At 62.0% G+C, this 25991-nt stretch carries 19 protein-coding genes; 5 read left to right on the top strand and 14 right to left on the bottom strand.

Going from position 1 to position 25991, the window contains the following annotated elements:
• Nucleotides 1-4: 4 nt before the first annotated feature.
• From AB1462_RS03745 to glnE, 12 genes are all read right to left on the bottom strand, one after another.
• Nucleotides 5-931 carry an ABC transporter permease gene (locus AB1462_RS03745; RefSeq protein WP_259193386.1) on the bottom strand — a complete coding sequence of 309 codons (927 nt, stop codon included), beginning with the start codon at nucleotides 929-931 and terminating at the stop codon, nucleotides 5-7.
• Entirely contained in the window at nucleotides 928-1878 is a 951-nt protein-coding gene (locus AB1462_RS03740) for an ABC transporter permease (RefSeq protein ID WP_367246196.1), read from the bottom strand. Before AB1462_RS03740 ends, AB1462_RS03745 begins: the two co-directional genes overlap by 4 nt.
• Complete coding sequence (locus tag AB1462_RS03735; RefSeq protein WP_367246194.1) at nucleotides 1871-3394, bottom strand: sugar ABC transporter ATP-binding protein; 1524 nt, start codon at nucleotides 3392-3394, stop codon at nucleotides 1871-1873. Before AB1462_RS03735 ends, AB1462_RS03740 begins: the two co-directional genes overlap by 8 nt.
• Nucleotides 3394-4380 (bottom strand): sugar ABC transporter substrate-binding protein, encoded by a 987-nt coding sequence (locus AB1462_RS03730; protein WP_090400909.1) that lies wholly within the window; start codon nucleotides 4378-4380, stop codon nucleotides 3394-3396. Before AB1462_RS03730 ends, AB1462_RS03735 begins: the two co-directional genes overlap by 1 nt.
• A gap of 190 nt (nucleotides 4381-4570) precedes the next feature.
• Nucleotides 4571-6013 carry a lipopolysaccharide kinase InaA family protein gene (locus tag AB1462_RS03725; protein WP_259193388.1) on the bottom strand — a complete coding sequence of 481 codons (1443 nt, stop codon included), beginning with the start codon at nucleotides 6011-6013 and terminating at the stop codon, nucleotides 4571-4573.
• Nucleotides 6013-6765, bottom strand: a complete 753-nt coding sequence (locus AB1462_RS03720; RefSeq protein ID WP_259193389.1) for a lipopolysaccharide kinase InaA family protein — start codon at nucleotides 6763-6765, stop codon at nucleotides 6013-6015. Before AB1462_RS03720 ends, AB1462_RS03725 begins: the two co-directional genes overlap by 1 nt.
• On the bottom strand, nucleotides 6762-7496 hold the full coding sequence (locus tag AB1462_RS03715) for a lipopolysaccharide kinase InaA family protein (protein ID WP_090400912.1): 735 nt from the start codon (nucleotides 7494-7496) through the stop codon (nucleotides 6762-6764). The genes AB1462_RS03720 and AB1462_RS03715 overlap by 4 nt, the downstream gene beginning before the upstream one ends.
• The gene (rfaP, locus tag AB1462_RS03710) at nucleotides 7496-8302 is read right to left on the bottom strand and encodes a lipopolysaccharide core heptose(I) kinase RfaP (protein WP_090400913.1); all 807 of its coding nucleotides are present in this window, start codon (nucleotides 8300-8302) and stop codon (nucleotides 7496-7498) included. Before rfaP ends, AB1462_RS03715 begins: the two co-directional genes overlap by 1 nt.
• On the bottom strand, nucleotides 8299-9423 hold the full coding sequence (locus tag AB1462_RS03705) for a glycosyltransferase family 4 protein (protein WP_090400914.1): 1125 nt from the start codon (nucleotides 9421-9423) through the stop codon (nucleotides 8299-8301). Before AB1462_RS03705 ends, rfaP begins: the two co-directional genes overlap by 4 nt.
• Nucleotides 9423-10484 (bottom strand): lipopolysaccharide heptosyltransferase I, encoded by a 1062-nt coding sequence (gene waaC, locus AB1462_RS03700; RefSeq protein WP_367246193.1) that lies wholly within the window; start codon nucleotides 10482-10484, stop codon nucleotides 9423-9425. The genes AB1462_RS03705 and waaC overlap by 1 nt, the downstream gene beginning before the upstream one ends.
• Before the next feature lies 1 nt (nucleotide 10485).
• Nucleotides 10486-11520: a lipopolysaccharide heptosyltransferase II gene (gene waaF / locus AB1462_RS03695; RefSeq protein ID WP_090400916.1), complete on the bottom strand. Its 1035-nt coding sequence runs from the start codon at nucleotides 11518-11520 to the stop codon at nucleotides 10486-10488.
• A gap of 54 nt (nucleotides 11521-11574) precedes the next feature.
• Entirely contained in the window at nucleotides 11575-14514 is a 2940-nt protein-coding gene (gene glnE, locus AB1462_RS03690; RefSeq protein ID WP_315335749.1) for a bifunctional [glutamate--ammonia ligase]-adenylyl-L-tyrosine phosphorylase/[glutamate--ammonia-ligase] adenylyltransferase, read from the bottom strand.
• A 383-nt stretch (nucleotides 14515-14897) separates the two neighbouring features.
• Between glnE and aceE the strand changes: the two genes are divergently transcribed.
• The 4 genes from aceE (at nucleotide 14898) to msrA (ending at nucleotide 22911) form a co-directional block, all read left to right on the top strand.
• Nucleotides 14898-17543, top strand: coding sequence for a pyruvate dehydrogenase (acetyl-transferring), homodimeric type (gene aceE, locus AB1462_RS03685; protein WP_259193393.1), 2646 nt, complete (start codon nucleotides 14898-14900; stop codon nucleotides 17541-17543).
• A gap of 11 nt (nucleotides 17544-17554) precedes the next feature.
• On the top strand, nucleotides 17555-19192 hold the full coding sequence (aceF, locus tag AB1462_RS03680; protein WP_367246191.1) for a dihydrolipoyllysine-residue acetyltransferase: 1638 nt from the start codon (nucleotides 17555-17557) through the stop codon (nucleotides 19190-19192).
• A gap of 305 nt (nucleotides 19193-19497) precedes the next feature.
• On the top strand, nucleotides 19498-22191 hold the full coding sequence (locus tag AB1462_RS03675; RefSeq protein ID WP_259193395.1) for a bifunctional diguanylate cyclase/phosphodiesterase: 2694 nt from the start codon (nucleotides 19498-19500) through the stop codon (nucleotides 22189-22191).
• Between the two features lie 72 nt (nucleotides 22192-22263).
• On the top strand, nucleotides 22264-22911 hold the full coding sequence (gene msrA / locus AB1462_RS03670; protein ID WP_090400921.1) for a peptide-methionine (S)-S-oxide reductase MsrA: 648 nt from the start codon (nucleotides 22264-22266) through the stop codon (nucleotides 22909-22911).
• A 76-nt stretch (nucleotides 22912-22987) separates the two neighbouring features.
• Here msrA and AB1462_RS03665 read toward each other — a convergent pair whose 3' ends face one another.
• Nucleotides 22988-23824 (bottom strand): 23S rRNA (adenine(2030)-N(6))-methyltransferase RlmJ, encoded by an 837-nt coding sequence (locus tag AB1462_RS03665; protein ID WP_090400922.1) that lies wholly within the window; start codon nucleotides 23822-23824, stop codon nucleotides 22988-22990.
• A 175-nt stretch (nucleotides 23825-23999) separates the two neighbouring features.
• Between AB1462_RS03665 and AB1462_RS03660 the strand changes: the two genes are divergently transcribed.
• Nucleotides 24000-25277: an O-acetylhomoserine aminocarboxypropyltransferase/cysteine synthase family protein gene (locus AB1462_RS03660; protein ID WP_315335754.1), complete on the top strand. Its 1278-nt coding sequence runs from the start codon at nucleotides 24000-24002 to the stop codon at nucleotides 25275-25277.
• On the opposite strand, the gene AB1462_RS03655 is transcribed toward AB1462_RS03660, so the two are convergent.
• A complete protein-coding gene (locus tag AB1462_RS03655) occupies nucleotides 25263-25988 on the bottom strand; it encodes a DUF4123 domain-containing protein (protein WP_090400924.1) in 726 nt (241 codons plus the stop codon). The genes AB1462_RS03660 and AB1462_RS03655 overlap by 15 nt on opposite strands.
• Nucleotides 25989-25991 lie beyond the last annotated feature (3 nt).

The raw sequence follows: 25991 nt of genomic DNA, 5'->3' as shown, positions 1-25991 counted from the left end.
CCGGCTAGTTGCGCTCCAACATTCGCCGGCTGGCAAAACTGAAGCTCAACACGATAAAGATCAGCACCCCAGTCGCCACCTGCTGCCAGTAGAAATTCCAGCCGATCAGCAACAGGCCGTTGGCGATCACGTTGATAAACAACACGCCCAGCAGCGTCCCCGGAATATTCGCCCGGCCCTGCCGACTCAAGGTGGTGCCGATAAATACCGCGCCAATCGCATTGAGCAAAAACGCGTTACCCGACAGCGGCACATAGGCGCTGACTGTCGAGCTGAGCAACACGCCCGCCACCCCACAGGCCAGGGCGGTAGCCAGGGCCACGACGCTGACGATGCGCCGCACCGACAACCCCGAGTAATACGCCAGCAGCGGCTGCGTGCCCTGGGCCAGCAACTCGCGGCCCAGACGCCCGCGCGCCAGGGCCAGGCCGTAGAACAGCGCCAGCCCCAATACGATCAGCAGCGGTGTCAGCCCCGTGACCTCAGGCTTCAAGCCTTGGCCGATATAGATAGGCTGGCCGCCGTCCGAAAGCAGTTGCTGGGCGCTGGTGCCGATAAACAAGGTGCCCAGGGTGGCCAGGAACGGGCTGATCCGCAGCCCGGCAATCAGACCGGCATTGACCAACCCCACCAGCAGCGCCGCCGCCAGCGCACCCGCGGCCGCCACCGCCCAGCCATGACCGCCGTTGAGCAGGATCACAAAGCTGAAACTGGCGAAGTCCAGCGCCGTGCCCACCGACAGGTCGATACCACCGGCCGCTACCGCATAGGTCATGCCGATGGCGACAATCGCCAGCAGCACGAAGTTGTTCAACACCAGGCTTTGCAGGTTGCCTGCACTGAGGAAACCCGGCGCTTGCAGCGCAAACACCACGACAATCAGCGTGAACACCAGTGGCAATGTCAGCGGTAATAATGCGCGTGCGTTCATGCCGTCGCCCCTCGACTCAATGCACTGGACGCCGCCACGACCAGCAAGATCAACACGCCCTGCACACCATTGACCCAGAAGCTGGAGAGGTTAAGCAGCTGAAAACCATTGATCAAAAAACCGATCAACAGCGCCGCCAGCAAAGTCCCCGGAATGCTCGCCACCAGCCTGCGGGAAAACACCACTCCGAGGAAGGCGATCGCTACCACCGACAGCAGCATGTCGCCGGAGCCGGTGGTACTGCCGCTGAAGAACGCAGCCGAACACAACGCAGCTACGGCGGCGCACAGACCGGACAGCACATAGCTCGACAGCACGTAGACGGGCACGCCAATGCCAGCCGCTTCGGCCGCCTGGGGATATTCGCCCACCGCATGCAGGCGCAGCCCATAGGCCGAATGCTGGATCAGCATCGTCAGCCCCGCCGCCGTAAGCAGCAACACCCAGGCCAGGGCCGGTACGCCCAACCAGGCGCCACCACTGAGCAGGTCCAGTAACGGCGAGTCCGTGGAGACCACCGTATTTTCCGTCAGCACCAACTCCAGCCCGGACAGCACGTTCATGCTCGCCAGGGTCGCCAGCAACGGCGGCAAACGCAGCACCACCACGGCCAGCCCATTGAGCAAGCCAACCGCCAGGCCGCAGCCCAGGGTCAGCAGCACCGTCAACCAGAGATCCAGGCCGGCATTATTGAGACGGCTGAACACCGCCGCGCACAACCCCAGGTTGGCCGCCAGCGACAAATCCAGTCCTCCGGCCACTACGTTCGAGCCGCCGCCGATAATCACGCAGGTGAGCCCGAAGGCCAGCACGCCGAGAATCGCCGACTGGCTGAACACATTGGCCAGATTGCCCACTGACAAAAAGTTCGGCGCAGCCACGGCAAACCCCAACAGGATCGCCACAAACACCCCCACCGAACCTCGGCGCAGTATTAATTCAAGCATGCTCGACCTCCCGCGCCTGCGCAGCGGTGGCCGGCACCGCGCCGGTGGCACACGCCAGCAACTGGTCGCTGTCGGCCTCGCCCGCCCGGAACTCACCGGCAATCTCACCGCGATGCAGCACCAGGATTCGGTCACTGATCCCCAACAACTCCGGCAAATCCGAAGACAACACCAGCACCGCCGCGCCCTCTTCCACCAACCGCCCGATCAAGCGGTAGATCTCCACCTTGGCCCCCACATCCACCCCCACACAGGGCTCGTCCAGCAGGTACACCGCCGAGCGGCGGCTCAGCCATTTTCCCAGGGCGACCTTCTGCTGGTTGCCGCCACTGAGCTGGCTGACGGCCGCTTGGGGCCCAGGCGTCTTGATCGCCAGTTCATCGATCAAGCGCAGGCTTTCCACCTGCTCCTTGCGGCGGCTCAACAAGCCCCAGCGGCTAAACCTCCCGAGCCCGGCCAGCGTGAGGTTTTCCAGCACCGAAAGCACTGGCGAAATCCCATGGCTGCGCCGCTCTTCCGGCACCAGCGCAATGCCCTCGGCAATCGCCTGGCCCGGCGAACGCAGGCGCAGTAAACGCCCGTCCAGATGCACACTGCCGCTGTCGGCACGCTCGACACCGAAGAGTGTCTTGAACAATTCCTTGGCTCCCGAGCCGACCAGCCCGGTCAGGCCGACGATTTCTCCGCGCCGCACGTCCAGGTCGATCTGCCGATAGCGCCGGGCCAGGCTCAACCCGCGCACCTGCAACAACGGCGCCCCCAGTGCAACCTTGGCCTTGGGGTACATCTCCTGCACTTCGCGGTTAACCATCAGCCGCGCAATCTCGGCACTGGACGTATGCCGTGGCTGCACCACCGCCACGTCCCGGCCATTGCGCAGCACCGTGACTTCATCGCAGAGGCTGTCGACTTCCTGCAGATAATGGGAGATGTACAGGATGGATAAACCCTGGTCGCGCAGGCGTTTGACGATGCGCAGCAACTGGTCGACTTCGCGCTTGACCAGCGCCACGCTGGGCTCGTCGAACACCAGGATCTTGGGCTGACGAATCAGCGCCCGAGTGATTTGCAGCACCTGGCGTTCGGCACTGCTGAGTTCACTCACCAACGCGCCGGCGGGCAATTGCAGATCAAAATATTCCGCCAGCAAGCGCGTGGCTTCACGTTGCTGCCGGCGTCGATCCACAAAGGGCCCGCGCCGCAATTCGTGCCCGAAAAACAGCGCCTCGCCCACGGTAAAACTGGCGGGCAACAGGCGCTCCTGATGGATAAACTGCACACCCAGCGCATCCACCTGGCGCGGTGACAACGCGGCGTAGGACTGACCGTCGATACTCACCTGCCCCGCGTCCGCCTTGTGGATGCCGGCCAGGATCTTGATCAAGGTCGACTTGCCCGCACCGTTCTCCCCGACCAGGCCGTGGATGCTGCCGCGCTCGACCTTAAGGCTCGCGCCATCCAGCGCCAGGGTGGCGCCAAAGCGTTTATGCAGGTGTTGCAGGTGCAATGCCGCCATCAGTCACCCCGCAGTTGCTGAACCTGCGCCAGGTTGCCGGCAGTGGTCAGCAGCGTGGCCACATGGGTTTCCTTGGGCAGGTCACGTTGCCCGGCCAGGTAGCGCGCCACGTTCTGCACGGCGGTCTTGCCGATCAACGCCGGTTGCTGAGCCACCACCGCCCCCACCGGCGAATTCGCCTGGCCGAGCAGCGCCAGCACTTCCGGCGTGCCATCGACGCCGTAAGTCTTGATCTCGGTGCGCTTGGCATCGATCAGCGCCTTGCTCGCGCCCAACTGCGGAATATCCCACGCCGACCAGATCGCCGAGACGCTGCCCGCCGGGTATTTGTTGAGCAGCGCCGACACTTGGGAATAAGCGTCCTGCACAGTATTTGGGATCACATCGCGCAGCTCTGGCTGGATGATTTCCAGCTGGGGATGATCCTTGAGCGCCAGCTTCAACTGGTCATAACGGATCGCACACACCGGCACGCCGTAGAAACCGTTGAACACCAGGATCTTGCCTTTGCCGCCGGCGTCCTTGATCAATTGATCGGCCAACGCCTTGCCGGTGGCGACGTTGTCGGAGGTGGTGTTGTTGAGGCTGTATTGCGACGGCGCATCGATGGTGAACAGCGGGATGCCGGCCTTGCTGATGCGCTTGAGCCAGGGGTCGATCACGCTGAGGGTGCCGAGGGTCTGGATCACGGCGTCGGGTTTCTGGGTGACCACGGTTTGCAGCTGGGTCACCAGGTTCTTGTCGTTACGCCCGGCATCGAGGGTGATCGGCGTGCCGCCCAGGCGCTTGATCTCATCGACCTGGGCCTGGAACGCCTTGATATCGAAATAGTGACTGGTGCCGGTCATGCTCACCGCAATGCGCTTGCCGGCCAGGGACGGCACGGCATCATCGCCCTCGGCGGCCAGGGCATTGACGGCATGACCCAACAACAGAGCGGCGCCAAGGCAGATCAAACGGGAAAACGAGGAAAAGCTGGAAGGCATACAGGGCTCCGCTGCGACCGGTGAAAGGGTTCACCAGAAGGTATTGCAGAGCCCGTGCCAGGATTTTTATTACATAAAATCAAGGGGATAACGTTTTCTGGTTAAGGCGGGCTGTCGTTCTGGGCCAACAACTGTCCGATAACTGTTGCTCAGGCAACAGCTCTTGATCGTGCACCCTGCGTGGGAACGATCAAGTCGGTTGCTTCGGCAAACGCTGATCAATCACCTGATACAACGCACTACTCTCAGGCCAATTTCGCATAAACCGCGCACGGTCCCTGGCATACGCCGGGGCGAAACTGGCGGCGGAGCTGTGTTGGCACATCGCGTCGAGGTCGATCAGCGACCAGCGATCCTTATCCCAGAACAGGTTATGGCCTTTGAAATCGCCATGGCTGATGCGCTCGCGAATCAGCTCGGCAAACAAATGGTCCAGCGCCAGCAGTTCATCTTCCGGCGCGTCACCGTGTTCGATATAGGGCGCGAAACGCTCGATGATGTCCGGGCCCGGCAAGTATTCGGTGACCAGGTAAGCGCGGCTGCGCAGCCAAAAAAAGCGCTTTTCCAGTACAGCCAGCGGCTTGGGCGTGGCGATGCCGAGGAAGGCCAGGCGATTGCCTTCGCGCCAGGAATGCCAGGCGCGGCTCGGGCGCCAGAAGCGCTTGAGCCAATGGGCGAAGCCCTTGATGTTGTAGCGCTTGATCACCAGCGGCCGGCCGTCCACGTCGACCTTGGCCACACTGGCTGCACCACCGGTCTTATACAGGTGGCCCTGGTCGAGCAACGCATCCGCCCGCGCCAGCACCGGCAGCATCGCGGACTCTTCTTCACGACGAATCGCGCGCAAGGCAAAGGCGCCACGCACCACGCTGAACAGCGTGCAGTCGCGACCCACCTTGTTCAAAAAATCCTTCAGGCGCCAGGCGCTGACCTTGCGCACCTGCTTTTCCAGGGCTTCCAGGGGCAAAGCATGCTCGCCGTTACCCAGCAGGTAGTACACCAGCAGTTCTTCGGTAAACGGCTCGAGGTTTTTCGGCAACTGGGCGAAAAACACCCCGAGGTTTTCCAGCACGCGGTTGCGCGACAGTGGCTTGCCGGCCTCTTCGACGCGAATGCCGGCGCCATCGATCAAGTACAGCTTGCCGTCCTGGCGCAGCAGGTTGTCCAGGTGCAGGTCTTCCTGCCACAACCCTTTGCTGTGCATTTGGGCAATCGCACCCAGCGCCTCGGCCAGCACAGCAGTTTGCTCGTCGGCCAGCGGCGGCAGGGCTTCGACGGCCTGCCAGGCATCGGCCAGGCTCTCGGCACCTTCGATAAACTCGAACAGCAGCCAGCCGCCCTCGCCTTCCTGCAAGCCATCGGCGAGCAACAACGGGGTGGTGAGGCCTTGCTCGGCCAGCAGGCGTACACCGCTGAGTTCACGCTGGAAATGCCGCGCGGCCTTGCCGCCCACTAATAATTTGGCCAGCACCGGACGCCCACGCCATACCGCCGCGCCCACGTAACGCTCGCCCGGCAACACCCGCAACAGGCTCAGCAGTTGCAGTTGGCCAGGGCCGGCGGCATCCGCCAGGTCGATGCTGAGGGGTAGGCTCGGCGTGCGGCCGGCGTTCTTCAACTCGGACAAACGCATCAACGGTTCTCCTTGTGGCTACGCCGCTTCGTCAGGCGTTGCAGCCAGGTGGCGACGAGTGCGCTGTCTTCAGGCTCATCGAGGTAAGCCGCCAGCAGTTGACGCACCTGTGCGTCCGACCACTGCGGCGCACGGCGCAACAACGGCTCCAGGTCCTTGACCCGGTCACGCCAGCCGAACAGCAGCGGGCGGGTTTTCTCCAGGTCGATCAACTGCGCGGCGTAGCCGTCACCGGTGGCCTGCAGGAAAATATGCTTGGGATAAAAACAGCCATGCACCTGGCCGACACTGTGCAACCGGCGCGCCAACAGGCCGCAGGCCAGCAGGATCGCACGGTGCTGGGCATCGCTCAGTTGCGCCCACTGCTCCAGCAGCGAATCCAGGTCATTCCAGCCGTCCAGGGCACGGGTCAGCAGCATCGCGCGGTGTTCACCGGCGACTTTGCGCTCGCCGTAGAACGCCGCCTGCAACGCCGGGATCCCGAGCCTGCGGTAACGGCTGATGTTGCGGAACTCGCGGGAAAAGCTTGGCTCGCCCAACGGCCGGTGCAAGCTGCGCGTGAGGTAGTTGCTCTGGCGCTTGAGGTAATAACCGTGGCCGTCGAGCTCCAGGCGAAACACGCTGCTCCAGCCGCCACGGCTGGTGTTCGGCTCGTCCACCGCGTCCAGTTGCTTGGCCCACAGGGCGTCGAAGGTCGCAAGGCCGTGGCGCTCCAGCAGGGCGCGATCTTCAGCCGCCAGGAAATCACTCATTCACGTCCCTCGAAAAACTTCACTACGTGGCGAATCCGCCGTTTGTCCGATTCACTCAGGTGCCGACACTGACGGTACTGCATGTAGAAGCGCAGGCGCTGGGTGGCCGACAAGTGATACTTGGCCACCTTGTCCAGGCAGGCCAGGTCCTTGGTAATACGGTACTTGAGCCAGAAACCGCGCCAGAAATCGCCGTTGGGGCAATCGATCAGGTACAGGGTGGCCTGGTCGTCGATCAGCAGGTTGCGCCACTTCAAGTCGTTATGGGTAAAGCGATGATCGTGCATGGTGCGCGTGTATTCGGCGAGCTGGCGGCTGACCGCGCTGACCCACTTTGGGTCGCACAGGCGCGCATCTTTACGCTCGGCCAGTACCGAGAGGTCTTCGGTCCTCGGCAACTCGCGGGTGATCATTGCGCCACGATCGTAGGCCAGGCCGCTACGCTCCAGGCCCCAGGCCACCACGTCGGCAGTAGGAATGCCCCACTTGGCGAAGCGCTTGAGGTTCTGCCATTCGGACTTGACCCGCGGCTTGCCCAGATAACGCCGCAGGCCCTTGCCGGCGCCCGTGTAGCGCTTGACGTAATAGTTGACCCCGTCACGCTCTACCCGGATCACTTCCGACAACGGGTCGCGGGTCAGGCGTTCACCTTGCAGGGCAAACACTGCTTCGAGGCTTCCAAAATCATCCGCCAGGGCGGCGTAGGCAGGTTCCAGGTTCCAACCCGCCATCAGATCGCATCCCCGTAACGTTGCTTGCGGGCGTACAGCTTGTCGGCCTTGCGTTGCATCAGGCTCAGGGACGCCGATTGTTCGGCCAGGATCTGACGCAGCGGCTGACGGAAATAGCCCTTGAGGAAGCGCAGTTTATCGCGCCGGGTCAGGCCGATTTCCAGCGCCGAGTAATACAGCGCGGACAGGTCCTTGTCGCGCCAGCGCAGCGGCAGATGGGCACGCATTTGCGCCCGATGCAGGTCGATCACCGAGAGTTTGATGTTGCGTGCGTCAATCGGTTTGGACGTGTCCAGCAGGAAGTGGCACAGGTAGCAGTCGCGGTGATTCACGCCGCCCCGGTGCATGTCGCCGACCATGCGTGCCAGTTCGGCCGTGAGCGCATGGCGCAATGCAGGTGCGGGCGGTTCGGCGACCCAGTTGACGGTGAGGTCTTCAAGGCTGACGGTCGGCGCCAGTTCTTCGGTGATGATGAACGAGTGCTGGTCCGCCGGGTTGCTGCCCTTTTCGCCGAAGGCCACGCCGGTCATGGTCGGTACGCCGATCTCCTGCAAGCGGTGAATGGCATCCCATTCCAGGCCGGCGCCGAGCACCGGCAGCTTGGCGGTGATCAGGTTCTTGAAGATTTCCGCCCAGCCGATGCCGCGGTGGATTTTCACGAAATACGGGCGGCCATCCACCTCGGTGCGCAGCGTGCGACGCGCCGCCAGTTCACGGAATACCTGGCCTTGCAGTTTCTCGACTTCGGCGAAGGCGTCACGCCCGGCCCATAACGTCTTGAACGGTTCGGCAAGAATCAACTTCATCGTTTTGGCTCCGCCAGAATCACATCCGCAGCGTGCTGCGGCATGCTGTAGAGGTCGGCCGTCTCGGCGAAGGCCAACCCATTGCGGCCCCAGGCCGCGCGCTGTGCAGAATCGGTCAACATCTGCGCCAGGTACTGGTTCAACTGAGCCTGTTCAAACGGCTCGTCCAGCACCAGTCCGCTGTCGGCTTCGGCAATGTAGTGGGCATAACCACACACGGCCGAGACCAGCACCGGCAACCCGGCCACCAGGGCTTCGAGCAACACGGTGCCGGTGTTTTCGTTGTACGCCGGGTGGATCAACAGGTCGGCGCCCAGCAGGAAACGCGGAATATCGCTGCGCCCCTTGAGGAATTGCACGTTATCGCCCAGCCCGAGGGTGGCGCTTTGCAGTTGGAATACCTTGGGGTCGTCCTGGCCGATTACAAACAGGCGCGTGCGTTTTTTCAGCTCGGCCGGCAACGCGGCCACCGCTTTCAGGCTGCGGTCGACGCCCTTGGTCTTGAAGCCGGAACCGATTTGCACCAGCAACAGGTCGTCATCGCCCAAGTTGAATTCCTTGCGGAAACCCTCACGAATCTCAGCCGCATTCGACGGTGCGCGGCGGTCCTGGGCAATGCCCGGCGGCAGCAAATGGAAGCGTTCCAGCGGCGTGTCGTAATGCTTGATGAACAGCGGCTGCTGCACTTCGGAAATCATCAAGACTTCGGTCTTGGCGTCCTTGGCAAACACCGCGCGCTCGTACTCGGCAAAGTGGCGATAGCGGCCAAAACTGCGGTACAGCGAATGGCGCAGGTTTTGCGCCTTGTCTTCAAAGCAGCCGTCGGCGGCGTAGTACACGTCCAGGCCGGGCATCTTGTTGAAGCCGATCAGGCGGTCCACCGGGCGCTTGGCCAGGTCGGCCTCCATCCAGGCGCTGAGTTTCTCATTGCGCCGATGGTTGAAGAACGCCTTGACCGGCGCCACCAGCACTTCGAAACCGGGCGGGATGTCACCCTCCCAGATCAGCGTGTAGACACGAATCTGATGGCCGCGCTGCTGACACTCCAGGGCGATGCGCATGAAGTCGCGCTGCAGGCCACCGAAGGGGAAGTATTTGTACAGAACAAAAGCCAGTTGCATCAGTGCAGCTCCTCAGCCAGTAACAACGTGCTCAGCCGGGTTGCCACACGCTCAGGGTTCAGGCGCGTGAAGCACAGGGGCGACTCGCGCTTGATGTCGAACCGACGCAGGTCGTCGGCCGTCGGTTGATAAGTACATTGTTTTTGCAAGCACGGCGCACACGGAAAGTCGCTGGCCAAGTGAATCTGGCCTTTGCCGTAGGCGCCGGTCAGGCCGGGGTTGGTGGGGCCGAACAGGGAAATGGTCGGCACATCCAGCGCCGCCGCCAAATGCCCCAGTCCGGTGTCCACCGCCACACAGGCGCGGGCGCCGGCCAATACACGGGCGACGCCGGCCAGGTTCAGCTTGGGCAGCACTTCGGCGTTGTTCAGGCCTTGGGCCAGGCGCTCCGCCCGAGCCTTTTCGGCGGCGTTGCCCCAGGGCAACTTCACGTCCACGCCCAGGCGGCCCATGCGTTCGGCCAACTCGCGCCAGTAGGCTTCGGGCCAATGCTTGGTGTCCCAGGTGGTGCCGTGCAGCAGCAATACAAAAGGTTTCTTCGGCGGCAGGCCGAGCAGCTTTTCGGTGCTGAGGCCGTAGTCGCCCAAGCCTTTGGGCAAGTCATAGCCGAGGGCCACGGCGAACAGTTGGCGCAAACGCTCCACCGCATGTTGCCCACGGGCCACGGCCAGGCGCCGCGAGTAAAAGCGCGCCGCAATCGGCTCACGGGCCGAGTGTTTGTCGAAACCGGCCACCGGAGCACGCACGTAGCGGGTCAGCCAGGCGCTTTTGAACAGGCCCTGGGCATCGATCACCAGGTCGTATTTGGTCGACTGGACTTGCTGCTTGAAACGCCGCCACTCGCCGCTCTTGACGGTTTGCCAGAGGTTCTTGCGCCAGCGGCGGATCGCCACCGGGATCACCTTGTCGACGGCCGGGTGCCAGGTGGGGATTTCGGCGAAGCCTTCTTCCACCACCCAGTCGAAACGAATGCAGGGGATCGCGCGCGCTGCGTCGGTCAGCGCCGGCAAGGCGTGGATCACGTCGCCCAGGGATGAGGTCTTGATTACCAGTACCCGCAACTCAGTGAACCTCGACCACGTCGCCCTGCAACCGCTGCAAGGCATCGGTTACCGGCTGCGGCAGCAATTGGCGCAGGCAGTTGTAATGGCCGAAACGGCAGGTGCGATCAAAACACGGGCTGCAATCCAGCCCCAGGCGCACCACTTCGACCTGATCGGCCAACGGCGGGGTGAAGCCCGGCGAGGTGGAACCGTACACCGCCACTAACGGGCGGTTCAGCGCAGCGGCCACATGCATCAGGCCTGAGTCGTTGGACACCACGGCGTCAGCACAGGACAGCAAGTCGATGGCCTCGGCCAGGGACGTGTCGCCACTGAGGTTCACCGCCTCTTCGCGCAGGCCCGGGATCAGGCGTTGGCGAATGTCCTCGCCCACCGAGTGATCGTTTTTCGAGCCGAACAACCACACCTGCCAGCCTTCACGAATCTTCATCTCGGCGACTTTGGCGTAGTGGTCCGACGGCCAGCGCTTGGACTCGCCAAACTCCGCACCGGGGCACAGGGCCAACACCGGGCGATCAAGGGCCAGGCCGAACTTGGCCAGTGCCGCATCGCGGGTCACCGGGTCGATCTGCAGGCTGGGGCGCGGGTACGGCTTGGGCAACTCGGCGCCCGGCGCATAGGCCAGGGCCATGAAGCGTTCGATCATCAGCGGGTAGCGCGCCTTGTCCAGCGTGCGCACGTCGTTGAGCAAGACGTAGCGAAATTCGCCGCGCCAGCCAGTACGCTTGGGGATCCCGGCAAAATACGGCACCAGCGCCGACTTCAGCGAGTTGGGCAGCAGGATCGCCTGGTCGTACTGGCCCGCCAGGGATTTGCCGATGCGACGGCGGGTCGCAAGCTCCAGGGCGCCATGGCCGAGCGGAAAGCTCAAGGCCTTGCGCACTTCGGGCATGCGCTCGAGGATCGGCCGGCTCCACTCGGGGGCGAGCACGTCGATCTGGCAGTCTGGATAGCGCACGCGCAGGCTCTGGAACAGTGTCTGCGCCATCACCATGTCACCGACCCAACTGGGCCCAACGATCAGAATATTCATGTAGTTTCCACAAACGATGCGGGGAGGCTTATGCCTCCCCGCCCTAATAGTGTTTCAACTCAACCCCAGCGCCTGCCAGATTCGCATCACCTGGCGCCGTTCGTCAGCGAACTGATCACCGGGCACCGTACCGGCCTCGTTTTGCAAGGCCTGGCGATGCGCGGCGGAACGGTAGGCCTTATACACCTCACGCAGCAGATGGGCATCGGCAGCGGGCATCAACCCCACCTGCTCGAGGCCTTCCAGAATGCGGATATTGTCGGTATAGCGCAGCAACGATGGATGTTGCGCAGACCACGCCAAAGCCGCGTATTGCACCATAAATTCAATATCGACGATACCTCCGGCGTCCTGCTTGAGGTCGAACAGCGCCGTGGCGTCGAAGGCATTGGCGCCGGTGCCGGCCGCCGTGGCCTTGGTACCCAGGTTGTCACGCATCTTGGCGCGCATCTCGCTGACCTCCTGGCGCAACTTCGCCAAGTCGCGCTCACGCCCTAGCACTTTAGCCCGTACCTGCTCGAATGCCTGGCCCACATCCTGGCTGCCCACCAGCACCCGCGCGCGGATCAGGGCCTGATGCTCCCAGGTCCATGCTTCATTTTGTTGATAGCGGTCAAACGCCCCGAGGGAACTGACCAACAACCCGGATGCGCCGGAAGGTCGCAGGCGCATATCCACTTCATAAAGCTGGCCGGAGTTGGTCTGGGTGGTCAGCAGGTGAATGATCCGCTGGCCCAGGCGCGTGAAGAACTGCGCGCCGTCGATCGGCTTGGCACCGTCGGTCTCGGCCTGCGGGTCGCCATCGTGGATAAACACCAGGTCCAGGTCCGAACCATGCCCCAGTTCGATGCCGCCGACTTTCCCATAACCGACAATGATGAACCCAGGATCGCACAACGTGCCGTCCAGCCGCTGCGGCGAGCCGTGCCGTGCGACCGTTTGGCGCCAGGCCAGGGCCAGCACTTGTTCGAGGATGGCTTCGGCGAGCCAGGTCAGGTAGTCGCTGACTTTCATCAACGGCAGGCTGCCGGCGATTTCCGAAGCGGCCACGCGCAGGCGGTGGGCCAGCTTGAAGTGCCGCAGGGCTTCCATCTGCTGCTCCAGGTCATCCTCGGGGATGCGTGTGAGGCGCTCGCGCAACTCGGCGGCGAGTTCCGGCGCCAGCGGTGGCTTGAACAGGCGACCTTCGTTGAGCAGTTCATCCAGCAGCAGCGGGAAGCGCGTGATCTGTTCGGCGATCCATGGACTGGCGGCGCACAAGGTCAGCAGGCGGCGCAGGGCGTCGGGGTTTTCCGTCAGCAGCACCAGATAAGCCGAACGCCGCGCGACGGCCTCCACCAATGGCAGTACGCGTTCCAGCACCAGGTCCGGGTTGGCGTGCTCGACGGCCTGGGCCAGCAGGCGCGGAATAAATGCATCCAAGCGTTCGCGCCCCAGGCGCTGCATGGCGCGCAATTGCGGGCTGTTGCGCAGACCGGCCAAGGCTTTGAGGGCCTTGGTTGCATCAGTAAAGCCGCCTTCGGCCAATTGACGGCAGGCGGCCTCTTCGTCCTGGGACTCTTCCCACAACGGCAACCATTCCCCGCCTACGACCAACTCGCTTTCCGCACCTTCTTCTTCATCAGGATCCGCAATCACCTGGCGGAAGTGCCAGTCCACGCGACCACGCCAGTACATCAGGCGCTCATGGAACGCCGCCCAGTCGACAAAACCGAGCATAAAGGCAATGCGCGCCTGGTCTTCAGGGCTGTCCGGAAGCATTTGGGTCTGGCGATCGGCAATCGCCTGGATCGCATGTTCGGTGTAACGCAGGAACTCATAGCCATTGCGCAATTCGGCGATCACCGCCGGCGGCAGGTAGCCCTGGCCTTCCAGGGTGCCGAGCACGTTGAGCAGCGGCCGTTGTTGCAGGCTGAGGTCGCGGCCGCCATGGATCAGCTGGAACGCCTGGGCGATAAATTCCACTTCGCGGATGCCGCCCGAGCCCAGCTTGATATTGTCGGCCATGCCTTTACGCCGCACTTCCTGCTGGATCAGCTGCTTCATGGTGCGCAGCGCTTCGATGGCGGAAAAGTCCAGGTAGCGGCGGTACACGAACGGTCGCAGCATATCGAGTAACTGCGCACCGGCCACCTGGTCACCGGCGACCACGCGCGCCTTGATCATGGCGTAGCGCTCCCAGTCGCGACCCTGGTCTTGGTAGTACTGCTCCAGCGCGTTGAAGCTGAGCACCAGCGCACCCGCCGAACCGTAAGGGCGCAGGCGCATGTCTACCCGAAACACAAAGCCGTCGACGGTCATCGGATCAAGGGCCTTGATCAATTTTTGACCAAGACGAATAAAGAATTCCTGGTTATCCAGGGAGCGCTTCACGCCCAGGGTTTCGCCGCCCTCGGGGTAGGCGAAGATCAGGTCGATATCCGACGACAGGTTCAGCTCCACCGCACCGAGCTTGCCCATGCCGAGGATGACCATGTGCTGCGGCTCACCGCTGCGCCGCCCGGTCGGCGTGCCGAACTGCACGCAGTGGCGCTGGTACAGCCATTGGTAGGCCTGGTCGATGCTGGCGTCAGCCATGTCGGAGAGGTCGCGACAGGTGTGCACCAGATCGGCCTGACGGGTCAGGTCGCGCCAGATGATGCGCACTTGCTGGCGCGTACGCTGGCGACGCAGCACACGGCCCAGCTCATCTTCTGTTTCGGCCTGTTGCACGGCGCCGGCAATCTGCCCGCACAGCTCGCCCGGCGCAAAGCCGCGGTCCAGCTCGCCCCAGGCGGCCAACTCGAGCAACATCAAAGGGTCACGAACACTCTGTTCAATGACGAAATCACTGGCGGCGCACACACGGGCGAAGTCGGCCCACCGTTGCGGCGTCCACGCAGAAAGGCCATGATCGTCGTCCAGCGCGGCCACCGCGTCACGAAATGACTGCTCGGCCCGCTGGGCTTTTGGCAACAGAATGGCCGGCAGTTCGGCCAGCGTTGGAAGGCTCATGGTCTATCCTTGGTCGGCGTGTAAATGGCTTGCTGCTGTGAGCGCAGGCACCACACTCGATGAAGGACTGTCGAACAAAGGTTATAAATAGCTGAAAATATATAATTTTTGGCAGGCAACATTAAACTTCTACCTTTTCTTGTTCGCAAAAGATCAACAATAACGATTATGCTCACCAGCCAGACCGAGCAATCCGCTCAGTCTTGTGTAGTTTTACTACTCGTATATACATTCGAAAGGCTGAAATGGCCGACGATTTGTAGTAAAACTACAGGACGCCGAAGCAAACTTCGGCCATCCAAGAATTTATGTCGTCTGCCCACAAGGCCAGTCGCAAACTTCAGGCAACCGATTCTGGTAGCCTTTCCGCCCTGGAGCAAGCCATGCAAGACCTCGATCCCGTCGAAACCCAGGAATGGCTGGACGCCCTGGAATCGGTTCTCGACAAAGAAGGCGAAGACCGTGCTCACTACCTGATGACCCGTATGGGCGAACTCGCGACCCGCAGCGGCTCGCAACTGCCCTACGCCATCACCACGCCATACCGCAACACCATCCCCGTTACCCACGAAGCACGCATGCCTGGCGACCTGTTCATGGAACGCCGCATTCGCTCGCTGGTACGTTGGAACGCCATGGCGATGGTAATGCGCACGAACTTGAAAGATTCTGACCTGGGCGGTCACATCTCCAGCTTCGCTTCCAGCGCAACCCTGTATGACATCGGCTTCAACTACTTCTTCCAGGCCCCGACCGAAGAACACGGCGGCGACCTGATCTACTTCCAGGGCCACACCTCGCCAGGTGTCTACGCCCGTGCGTTCATGGAAGGCCGCATCAGCGAAGAACACATGAACAACTTCCGCCAGGAAGTGGACGGTAACGGCCTGTCGTCGTACCCGCACCCTTGGCTGATGCCTGATTTCTGGCAGTTCCCGACTGTATCCATGGGCCTTGGCCCGATCCAGGCGATCTACCAGGCACGCTTCATGAAGTACCTGGAAGCCCGTGGCTTCATCCCGGAAGGCAAGCAGAAAGTCTGGTGCTTCCTGGGCGACGGCGAGTGCGACGAGCCTGAATCCCTGGGCGCCATCTCCCTGGCCGGCCGCGAGAAGCTGGACAACCTGATCTTCGTCATCAACTGCAACCTGCAGCGCCTCGACGGCCCGGTTCGCGGCAACGGCAAGATCATCCAGGAACTCGAAGGCGTGTTCCGTGGTGCCCAATGGAACGTGACCAAAGTCATCTGGGGCCGTTTCTGGGACCCACTGCTGGCCAAGGACGTCGACGGTATCCTGCAACGTCGCATGGACGCAGTCATCGACGGCGAGTACCAGAACTACAAGGCCAAAGACGGCGCGTTCGTGCGTGAACACTTCTTCAACACGCCTGAACTCAAGGCGATGGTTGCCGACCTGTCCGACGACGAGATCTGGAAACTCAACCGTGGCGGCCACGACCCGTACAAGGTCTATGCGGCGTACCACGAAGCGGTCAACCACAAAGAACAACCCACCGTCATCCTGGCCAAGACCATCAAGGGTTATGGCACCGGTGCCGGCGAAGCGAAAAACACTGCGCACAACACCAAGAAGGTTGATGTTGAAAGCCTGAAGCTGTTCCGCGACCGCTTCGACATCCCGGTCAAGGACGAAGAGCTGGAGAACCTGCCGTTCTTCAAGCCTGAGCCGAACAGCGCCGAAGCCCGCTACCTGAGCGAGCGTCGTAGCGCACTCGGCGGTTTCGTGCCACAGCGCCGCGCCAAGAGCTTCAACATCCCGACACCACCGCTGGATACCCTCAAGGCGATCCTGGACGGCTCGGGCGACCGTGAAATCTCCACCACCATGGCCTTCGTGCGGATCCTCGCGCAGCTGGTCAAGGACAAGGAAATCGGTTCGCGCATCGTCCCGATCATCCCGGACGAAGCCCGTACCTTCGGTATGGAAGGCATGTTCCGTCAGTTGGGCATCTACTCCTCCGTCGGCCAGCTCTACGAGCCAGTCGATAAAGACCAGGTGATGTTCTACAAGGAAGACAAGAAGGGCCAGATCCTCGAAGAAGGCATCAACGAAGCGGGCGCCATGAGCTCCTTCATCGCTGCCGGTACTTCGTACTCCAGCCACAACCAGCCGATGCTGCCGTTCTACATCTTCTACTCGATGTTCGGTTTCCAGCGTATCGGCGACCTGGCGTGGGCAGCAGGCGACAGCCGTACCCGTGGTTTCCTGATCGGCGGTACCGCCGGCCGTACCACACTGAACGGCGAAGGCCTGCAACACGAAGACGGTCACAGCCACATCCTGGCTGCCACCATCCCGAACTGCCGCACCTTTGATCCAACCTACGGCTATGAGCTGGCGGTGATCATCCAGGACGGCATGCGGAAGATGACCGAAGAGCAGCAGGACGTTTTCTACTACATCACCGTGATGAACGAGTCCTACCAGCAGCCAGCCATGCCGGCCGGCGTGGAAGAAGGCATCATCAAGGGCATGTACCTGCTCGAAGAAGACACCAAGGAAGCGGCGCACCACGTGCAGCTGATGGGCTCCGGCACCATCCTGCGTGAAGTCCGTGAAGCGGCGAAGATCCTGCGTGAAGAGTTCAACGTCGGCGCCGACGTGTGGAGCGTTACCAGCTTCAACGAGCTGCGTCGTGACGGCCTGGCCGTTGAGCGCAACAACCGCCTGCACCCGGGTCAGAAGCCTGCGCAGAGCTATGTCGAAGAGTGCCTGGCCGGCCGTAAAGGTCCAGTCATTGCCTCTACCGACTACATGAAACTGTTTGCTGAACAAATTCGCCAGTGGGTCCCGTCCAAGGAATTCAAAGTCCTGGGCACCGACGGTTTCGGCCGCAGTGACAGCCGCAAGAAGCTGCGTCACTTCTTCGAAGTCGACCGTCACTTCGTGGTGTTGGCAGCCCTGGAAGCCTTGGCTGACCGTGGTGAGATCGAACCTAAGGTGGTAGCTGACGCTATCGTCAAGTTCGGGATCAACCCGGAAAAACGCAACCCACTGGACTGCTGAGGAGACTTTTTGTGAGCGAACTCATTCGCGTACCTGACATCGGCAGCGGTGAAGGTGAAGTAATCGAGCTGTTTGTGAAGGTCGGCGACACCGTCGAAGCCGACCAGAGCATCCTGACCCTGGAATCGGACAAGGCGAGCATGGAAATCCCTGCTCCCAAGGCCGGCGTGGTCAAGAGCCTGAAAGTGAAGCTGGGCGACCGCCTGAAAGAAGGCGACGAACTGCTGGAACTGGAAATCGAAGGTGCCGCTGATGCGGCTCCTGCTGCCGCTGCTGCACCGGCGCCTGCTGCTGAAAAACCTGCCGCAGCTGCCGAGGCTCCTGCAGCCCCGGCTGCTGCTCCGGCCGCAGCGACCGTCCAGGACATTCATGTTCCGGACATCGGTTCGTCGGGCAAGGCCAAGATCATCGAGCTGCTGGTCAAGGTCGGCGACACCGTCGAAGCCGACCAGTCGCTGATCACCCTGGAGTCCGACAAGGCCTCCATGGAAATCCCATCGCCGGCTGCCGGCGTAGTGGAAAGCATCGCGGTCAAGCTGGAAGACGAAGTCGGCACTGGCGACTTCATCCTCAAGCTGAAAGTACAAGGCGCTGCGCCTGCTGCTGCTCCTGCACCGGCTGCTGCTCCGGCGGCCAAGGCTGAAGCGGCTCCGGCCGCTGCCGCCCCTGCACCCGCCGCAAAAGCCGAGGCCACTCCAGCCCCTGTTGCTGCCGCACCTGCGCCAAGCGGTGCCAAGGTTCACGCAGGCCCGGCGGTTCGCCAACTGGCGCGTGAATTCGGCGTCGAGCTGAACGCTGTGTCGGCCACCGGCCCGCACGGTCGCGTGCTGAAGGAAGACGTGCAGGTCTACGTCAAGGCCATGATGCAGAAAGCCAAGGAAGCTCCGGCTGCTGGCACTGCCACTGGCGGCGCGGGCATTCCACCGATCCCGGTCGTGGACTTCAGCCGCTTCGGCGAGACCGAAGAAGTGCCGATGACCCGCCTGATGCAAATCGGTGCGTCGAGCCTGCATCGCAGCTGGCTGAACATTCCGCACGTGACCCAGTTCGACCAGGCCGACATTACCGACCTCGAAGCTTTCCGCGTTGCGCAGAAAGCCGTGGCCGAGAAAGCCGGCGTGAAACTGACCGTGCTGCCACTGCTGCTCAAGGCCTGTGCGCACCTGCTCAAGGAGCTGCCGGACTTCAACAGTTCGCTGGCGCCAAGCGGCAAGGCGATCATTCGCAAGAAGTACGTGCACGTTGGCTTTGCCGTCGACACTCCAGATGGCCTGCTGGTACCGGTCATCAAGAACGTCGACCAGAAGAGCCTGCTGCAACTCGCTGCCGAAGCGGCTGCGCTGGCTGCCAAGGCCCGCGACAAGAAGCTCACCGCAGACGACATGCAAGGCGCCTGCTTCACCATCTCCAGCCTCGGTCACATTGGCGGTACGGGCTTCACGCCAATCGTCAACGCGCCGGAAGTGGCGATCCTGGGTGTTTCCAAGGCCACCATCCAGCCAGTCTGGGACGGTAAAGCGTTCCAGCCGAAGCTGATGCTGCCACTGTCGTTGTCCTACGATCACCGTGTGATCAATGGCGCGGCCGCTGCACGCTTCACCCAGCGTTTGAGCCAGCTGCTGAACGACATCCGCACTATCTTGCTGTAAACCTGAACAGGCCTCCCCAGCACCGGGGAGGCTTGGTTACACCGATTTCCGAGCGCCACGCTCGTACCTCAACCCCGTCAATTTGGCGGGGCTTTTTTTTGCTTTTCTCTACAGACAGAACAGGGTTGTACACCTTCTGTCATCCTGACTGAAGAATTCCCCCACCCGGCCGATAACCCCCTTATAGCACTTAGCCTTCATCCTCTCTTGTCAGCCCGCGCCGCATGATGCAACCTTGCCGCAGGCAACAGTAAAGAGGGCGTGAGCCCGGCGCCGTGCGCGTTATTTGAAGTGAGTTCCCCCCCATGAAAAGCCAACCCGATGTCGCCCGTATGGCGGCCGAGGTAGTGACGCAATTACCGGTGCCTTCGCGCCTCGGTATGCTGCGTTTCGAGCGGCTTAATGAGGCAAGCTGGACCCTTCTGTACCTCGACCCTAACTGCGAGCGCCAATTCGGCCTGTCTGCGGTCGAGCTGTGTGCGCTGCTCGGCACCCCCTTCGCCAGCCTGATGGAGCCTCAGGCGCGCTATCAGCTGCACGACACCATCCAACAGCAACTCAGCGAGAGTCCTCACTACCTGGTGCGCTACACCCTGCACACCAACGATGGGCCCCTGAGCCTGCTGGAAATGGGCGAAGCCTACAAACAACACAACCGCCATCTGCTGCGCGGCTACCTGATGGTGGTCGACGGCCTGTTCAGCGAAATCGCCTTGCCCGCCCCGACGGAGGACCTGGAAAGCCAGAACAGCCGCCTGCAGATCGCCCTGGAACTCAACCAGCGCGCCCAGCAGGAACAACTGCAGCACCTGGAGCGGGTGCGTGCCCAGCAGGAGCTGATCCTGTTATTGGCCCGCCAGCGCTACACCGTCAACAATTCGCTGCAGGAAGCGGCAGAGCTGATCACCCGCAGCGCCTGTGACATCTACCAGATCGACTGCGCCAGCATCTGGAACCTCGAAGGCCAGCGCCTGGTGCCGATCTCGGCCTACCACCGCGACGACCAACGACACCACCTGCCTGAGCCCATCGATGCCAGTTGCTTCCCGGACTACCTGGAAGCCCTGCACACCAGCCGGGCAATCGACGCGACCAACGCGATGCGCGACCCGCGCACCCGGGAAATGGCCGAAAACCTGCGCGCCAAGGACGTCCACGCCATGCTCGACGCGAGTATCCGTGTCGACGGCCAGGTGGTGGGCGTGCTGTGCCTGGAACAAGGAGGCAGCGCCCGCGCCTGGCAGGCCGATGAGATTGCCTTTGCCGGTGAACTGGCCGACCAATTCGCGCAAGTGATCAACAACCACAACCGCCGTACCGCTACCAGCGCCCTGCACCTGTTCCAGCGTGCCGTGGAGCAAAGCGCCAATGCCTTTCTGCTGGTCAACTGCGACGGCGTGGTGGAGTACGTCAACCCAAGCTTTACCGCGATCACCCAATACAGCGCCGAAGAAGTCCACGGCCACCGCCTGGCTCAACTGCCGGCCCTGGAAAACCTCAGCGAACTGCTGTTCGACGCACCGTCGAGCCTGGCCAAAAGCAACAGCTGGCAGGGCGAGTTCAAGAGCCGACGCAAAAACCTCGAGCCCTACTGGGGCCAGCTGTCGATTTCCAAGGTGTATGGCGACAACCGTGAGCTGACCCACTACATCGGCATCTACGAAGACATCACCCAGAATAAGCTGGCCCAGCAGCGTATCGAGCGCCTGGCCTACACCGATAACCTGACCAACCTGGGCAACCGTCCGGCATTTATCCGCAACCTGGATGAACGCTTTGCGCGCGACAGCGACAGCCCGATCAGCCTGTTGCTGGTGGACATCGACAACTTCAAGCGCATCAACGACAGCCTCGGCCACCAGACCGGCGACAAGCTGCTGATCAGCCTGGCCCGCCGCCTGCGCAACAGCCTGAGTACCAGCGGCAGCCTGGCGCGCTTTGCCAGTAACGAGTTTGCAGTGTTGCTGGACGACACCGACCTCGAAAGCGGCCAGCAGGTTGCCAGCCAGCTGCTGACGACCCTCGACAAACCGATGTTCGTCGACAACCAATTGATCAGCGTCACCGGCTCCGTAGGCCTGGCCTGCGCGCCGTTGCACGGGCGTGATCCCCAGACCCTGATGCGCAACGCCGGCCTGGCGCTGCACAAGGCCAAGGCCAACGGCAAACACCAGGTACAGGTGTTCACCGAAGCCTTGAACGCCGAGGCCAGCTACAAACTGTTCGTGGAGAACAACCTGCGTCGTGCCCTGACCCAGAACGAACTGGATGTGTTCTATCAGCCCAAGCTATGCCTGCGCAGCGGCCGCTTGCTGGGCATGGAAGCGCTGCTGCGCTGGAACCATCCGGAGAAGGGCATGATCCGCCCCGATCAGTTCATCAGCGTGGCCGAAGAAACCGGGCTGATCATCCCAATCGGCAAATGGATCGCGCGCCAGGCCTGCCGCATGAGCAAGCAACTGAGCGCCAACGGCATGGGTAACCTGCAAGTGGCAATCAACCTGTCACCCAAACAGTTCTCCGACCCGGACCTGGTAGCCTCGATCGCCACGATCCTCAAGGAAGAACAGCTGCCGGCCAACCTGCTGGAGCTTGAGTTAACGGAAGGCCTGCTGCTGGAGGCCACGGAAGACACACGCCTGCAACTGGACCAATTGAAGAGCTTTGGCCTGACCCTGGCCATGGACGACTTCGGCACCGGTTACTCGTCGCTGAGCTACCTGAAAAAATTCCCCATCGACATCATCAAGATCGATCGCAGCTTTATCCACGAAATCCCGGACAACCAGGACGACATGGAAATCACCTCGGCCGTGATCGCCATGGCCCACAACCTCAAGCTCAAGGTGGTTGCCGAAGGCATCGAGACCGCCGAGCAACTGGCGTTCCTGCGTCGACACCGCTGCGACGTTGGCCAGGGCTACCTGTTCGACAGGCCGATCCCCGGTGCAGAGCTGCTCGAGAAGCTTAAACGCTACCCGCGCGGGCCAATCGCCTGACAGCGCTGTAACACTCGGGCACACTGGCTGTCTGAAATTTACCGCTAACTCAACCTGACGAGAGGACTGCTCATGGTCTTGCGCTCGGAAATTCTGGTGAACAAAAACGTGCTTCCTACTGCAGAACAAGCTTTGCCTGGCCGTGAAACCCCGATGAACCTGCCGCAGACGCACTTCGTCAACGGCAACCCGCTGCTGGGCCCGTTCGTCGACGACGTCGGCTTCGCGATCTTCGGCCTGGGTTGTTTCTGGGGCGCCGAGCGCAAGTTCTGGCAGCGCGATGGCGTGGTCAGCACCGTGGTCGGCTACGCCGGCGGTTTCACGCCGAACCCGACTTATGAAGAAGTCTGCTCGGGCCTGACCGGCCACAGCGAAGTGGTGCTGGTGGTGTATGACCAGGCCAAGGTGAAATACGAAGACCTGCTGAAGATGTTCTGGGAACTGCACAACCCGACCCAAGGCATGCGCCAGGGCAACGACATCGGCACCCAGTACCGCTCGGTGATCTATGCGACCACGCCTGAGCAATTGGCGGCGGCGCAGGCCAGTGCCGAGGCCTATCAAGCCGAACTGTCCAAAGCCAGCCTGGGCACCATCACCACGGAAATCGAAGAAGCGCCGACGGTGTACTTCGCCGAGGCGTATCACCAGCAGTACCTGGCGAAGAACCCGCAGGGCTACTGCGGGATCGGCGGCACCGGGGTGACTTGCCCGATCTGAAGATCGGAGCTGCAAGCTGCAAGCTGCAAGTGGTGTTTTCTGCTCTCACTTGCAGCTTGAAGCTTGCAACTTACAACTACTCAGCTATGAGCCAATCCATCTGCCACCCACCCTGGGTCTGGCCAAGTTTCCTGGACAGCCACGGCAGCAGCTCACGCAATTCCTCTTCCAGGCCCCACGGCGGGTTGGCAATCGCCAGGCCCGAGCCGGTCAGGGTGTTGGGCGTGTCCAGCGGATGCACCAGCAATTCCACCCGCAGCAACTTCGGCGCACCGGTGCCGGCCAGGTCCTGGTAGAAGCGGCGCAGCATGCGTTGGTCCTTCACCGGGTACCAGATCGCCGCGACAGTCTGGCGCATACGGCTGACGGCTTCCTTGAGGGAGGCGGCGCAGCGCTGCATTTCGTCGAGCTTTTCAAACGGCGGATCAATCAGCATCAGCGCACGTTTTTCCGGCACCGGTAACAGCGCGCGCGGCACATGCCAGCCTTCACCCAAATGAACCTTGACCCGACGATCGCCCTTCATGTTGTCCTTGAGCAGTACGCCGTCTTCCGGATGCTTTTCATTGAGCAACACGCGGTCCTGGGGGCGCGTCAGGCGGCGCGCAAGCTCCGGCGAGCCTGGGTAGTAGCGCAACTGGCCATCCGGGTTCATCTCATGCAGCACACGCATGTAATCGGCGCTCAGCGGCGGTAGATCGTCGGCGCCCCACAAGCGCGCGATACCTTCCAGGTACTCACCCGTGCGATTGGCCTGATCACCTTGCAGGTCGTACAGACCAATCCCGGCGTGAGTGTCGAGGTAGGCGAACGGCTGCTCCTTGCGCGACATCAGGGCGATGAGGCGAGTCAAGGTCAGGTGTTTGAAGACATCGGCGTGGTTGCCGGCGTGAAAGGCGTGACGATAATTCATGGTTGCTCCTGCGCAGGGGGCGAAGTTTACCTTCTACGGGCGCAAAGGTGCAGGGCCGCATGCCGGGCGGTGCTTATGTCGCAAAGGCAGGCAGCCGGTTGAAAAAAATCTAAATGCCGACGGCGAGGCGGATTTATTGTGGCGATCCACTACTCCATGGAGGTCAATAACAATCATGAAAGACGCCACCATCGCGCTGCACCACGGTTTCAAGTCGGACCCCACCACCAAGGCCGTAGCGGTGCCGATCTACCAGAACGTCGCCTTCGAATTCGATAACGCCCAGCACGGCGCCGACCTGTTCAACCTGGACGTGCCCGGCAATATCTACACGCGCATCATGAACCCCACCAACGATGTGCTGGAGCAGCGTATCGCTGCCCTTGAAGGCGGTATTGCGGCGCTGGCCGTCTCGGCCGGCAGCGCGGCGATCCACTATGCAATCCAGACGCTGACCCGTGCGGGCGACAATATCGTCACCACCCCGCAGCTCTACGGCGGCACCTACACGCTGTTCGCCCACCTGCTGCCGAGCTTTGGCGTGGACGTGCGTTTCGCCCGGGACGACTCCGCCGCAGCCATCGCCGAACTGATCGACGACAACACCAAGCTGGTGTACTGCGAAAGCATCGGCAACCCGGCGGGCAATATCATCGACATCGAAGCCCTGGCTAACGTCGCCCATGCCCGTGGCGTGCCGCTGATGGTGGACAACACCGTGGCCACGCCGATCCTGTGCAAGCCGATCCAGTTCGGCGCCGACATCGTGGTGCACTCGGTGACCAAATACGTCGGCGGCCATGGCAACTCCCTGGGCGGTGTAATTGTCGACAGCGGCACGTTCCCGTGGACGAAATACGCAGATAAATTCCCCGGTCTCAACCAGCCCGAGCCGGCCTATCACGGCGTGATCTATACCGAAAAATTCGGCCCCGCCGCCTTCATCGCTCGTGCCCGTACCGTGCCGCTGCGCAACACTGGCGCAGCATTGGCACCGATGAATGCCTTCTTGCTGCTGCAAGGCCTGGAGACGCTGGCCTTGCGCATGGAGCGTCACACCGAAAACGCCCTGAAAATCGCGCAATTCCTGCAAGGCCATGCCGAGGTTGAATGGGTGAGCTACGCCGGCCTGCCGGACCACCCGCACCACGCATTGGCGCAGAAATACATGCAGGGCAAACCGTCGGCGATCCTGTCCTTCGGTTTGAAGGGCGGTTATGAAGCCGGTGTACGCTTCTACGACGCGCTGCAAATCTTCAAGCGCCTGGTCAACATCGGCGACGCCAAGTCCCTGGCCTGCCACCCGGCCTCCACCACTCACCGACAAATGAACGAGCAGGAACAGGCCAAGGCCGGCGTGAAGCCGGAGATGATTCGCCTGTCGGTGGGCATCGAAGCAATTGAAGACCTGGTCGACGACCTGCAACAGGCACTGGCCTCAACTCAACTCTGAGCCCAGGTAATCAGCCAGCGCTTCAGCGCTGATGTCCGCACTGCGCACGAAGTAGGCGACCTTGTGCTGCAAGGTCGCTGGCGTGAAAGCGGCATACAGGTCGGGGCGCTGCTCTTCAAGCCACTGCAGCAGGTTGTCGATCAGGGTCTGTGGCGACTGCGCGGCCAGGTGTTCCAATAACGATTCAGGCACTCGCCACCAGGGACTGGCTTTGGCCGCCGTTACCGACGCCGTCGCAACGCCCAGCGACTGGCCATTGATCAGATACCGCTGGAACACCGGCAACACCGCGCCGATTTCATCGCCCAGTTTCTGCACAATCGGCAGGAATTGAGCGCCGTCCCAGAAGCGCAGGAATACGCTCCGCTCATCCGGAAGCAGTATCTTGGTCAGGCTTTGCAGATGAGCCACTACCACTTCCAACGGACTGGACGAAACCGCCAGCCAACCCCAATCCGTCGCTTCAGTGGTTGCAATCCAATCGAGGAAGGCACTGTCGGGTTCGACGATGCCTGCGTGGGGCATCACCTCACCCCACTCGGCATAGGCCGTGCCTGCCCAGATTGCTTGAGGCAGCATGCCGGTTGCCGAGGCTTGCCAGGCAGCCAGCGGTTTCGCGTCACTGGCGCTGCTCAGCACCACGTAGAGCCGCTCGTTGGGGAGTAGAGGGCATTGTGCAAGCCAGTCATCGGGGGTCAAGGGTTGAGACATCAG

Source organism: Pseudomonas sp. SB113 (genome assembly GCF_040754745.1).
GTDB classification, from domain to species: Bacteria; Pseudomonadota; Gammaproteobacteria; order Pseudomonadales; family Pseudomonadaceae; genus Aquipseudomonas; species Aquipseudomonas grimontii.
The sequence above is the reverse complement of the archived record's forward strand: the minus strand, read 5'-3'. Positions and strand labels throughout refer to the sequence as shown.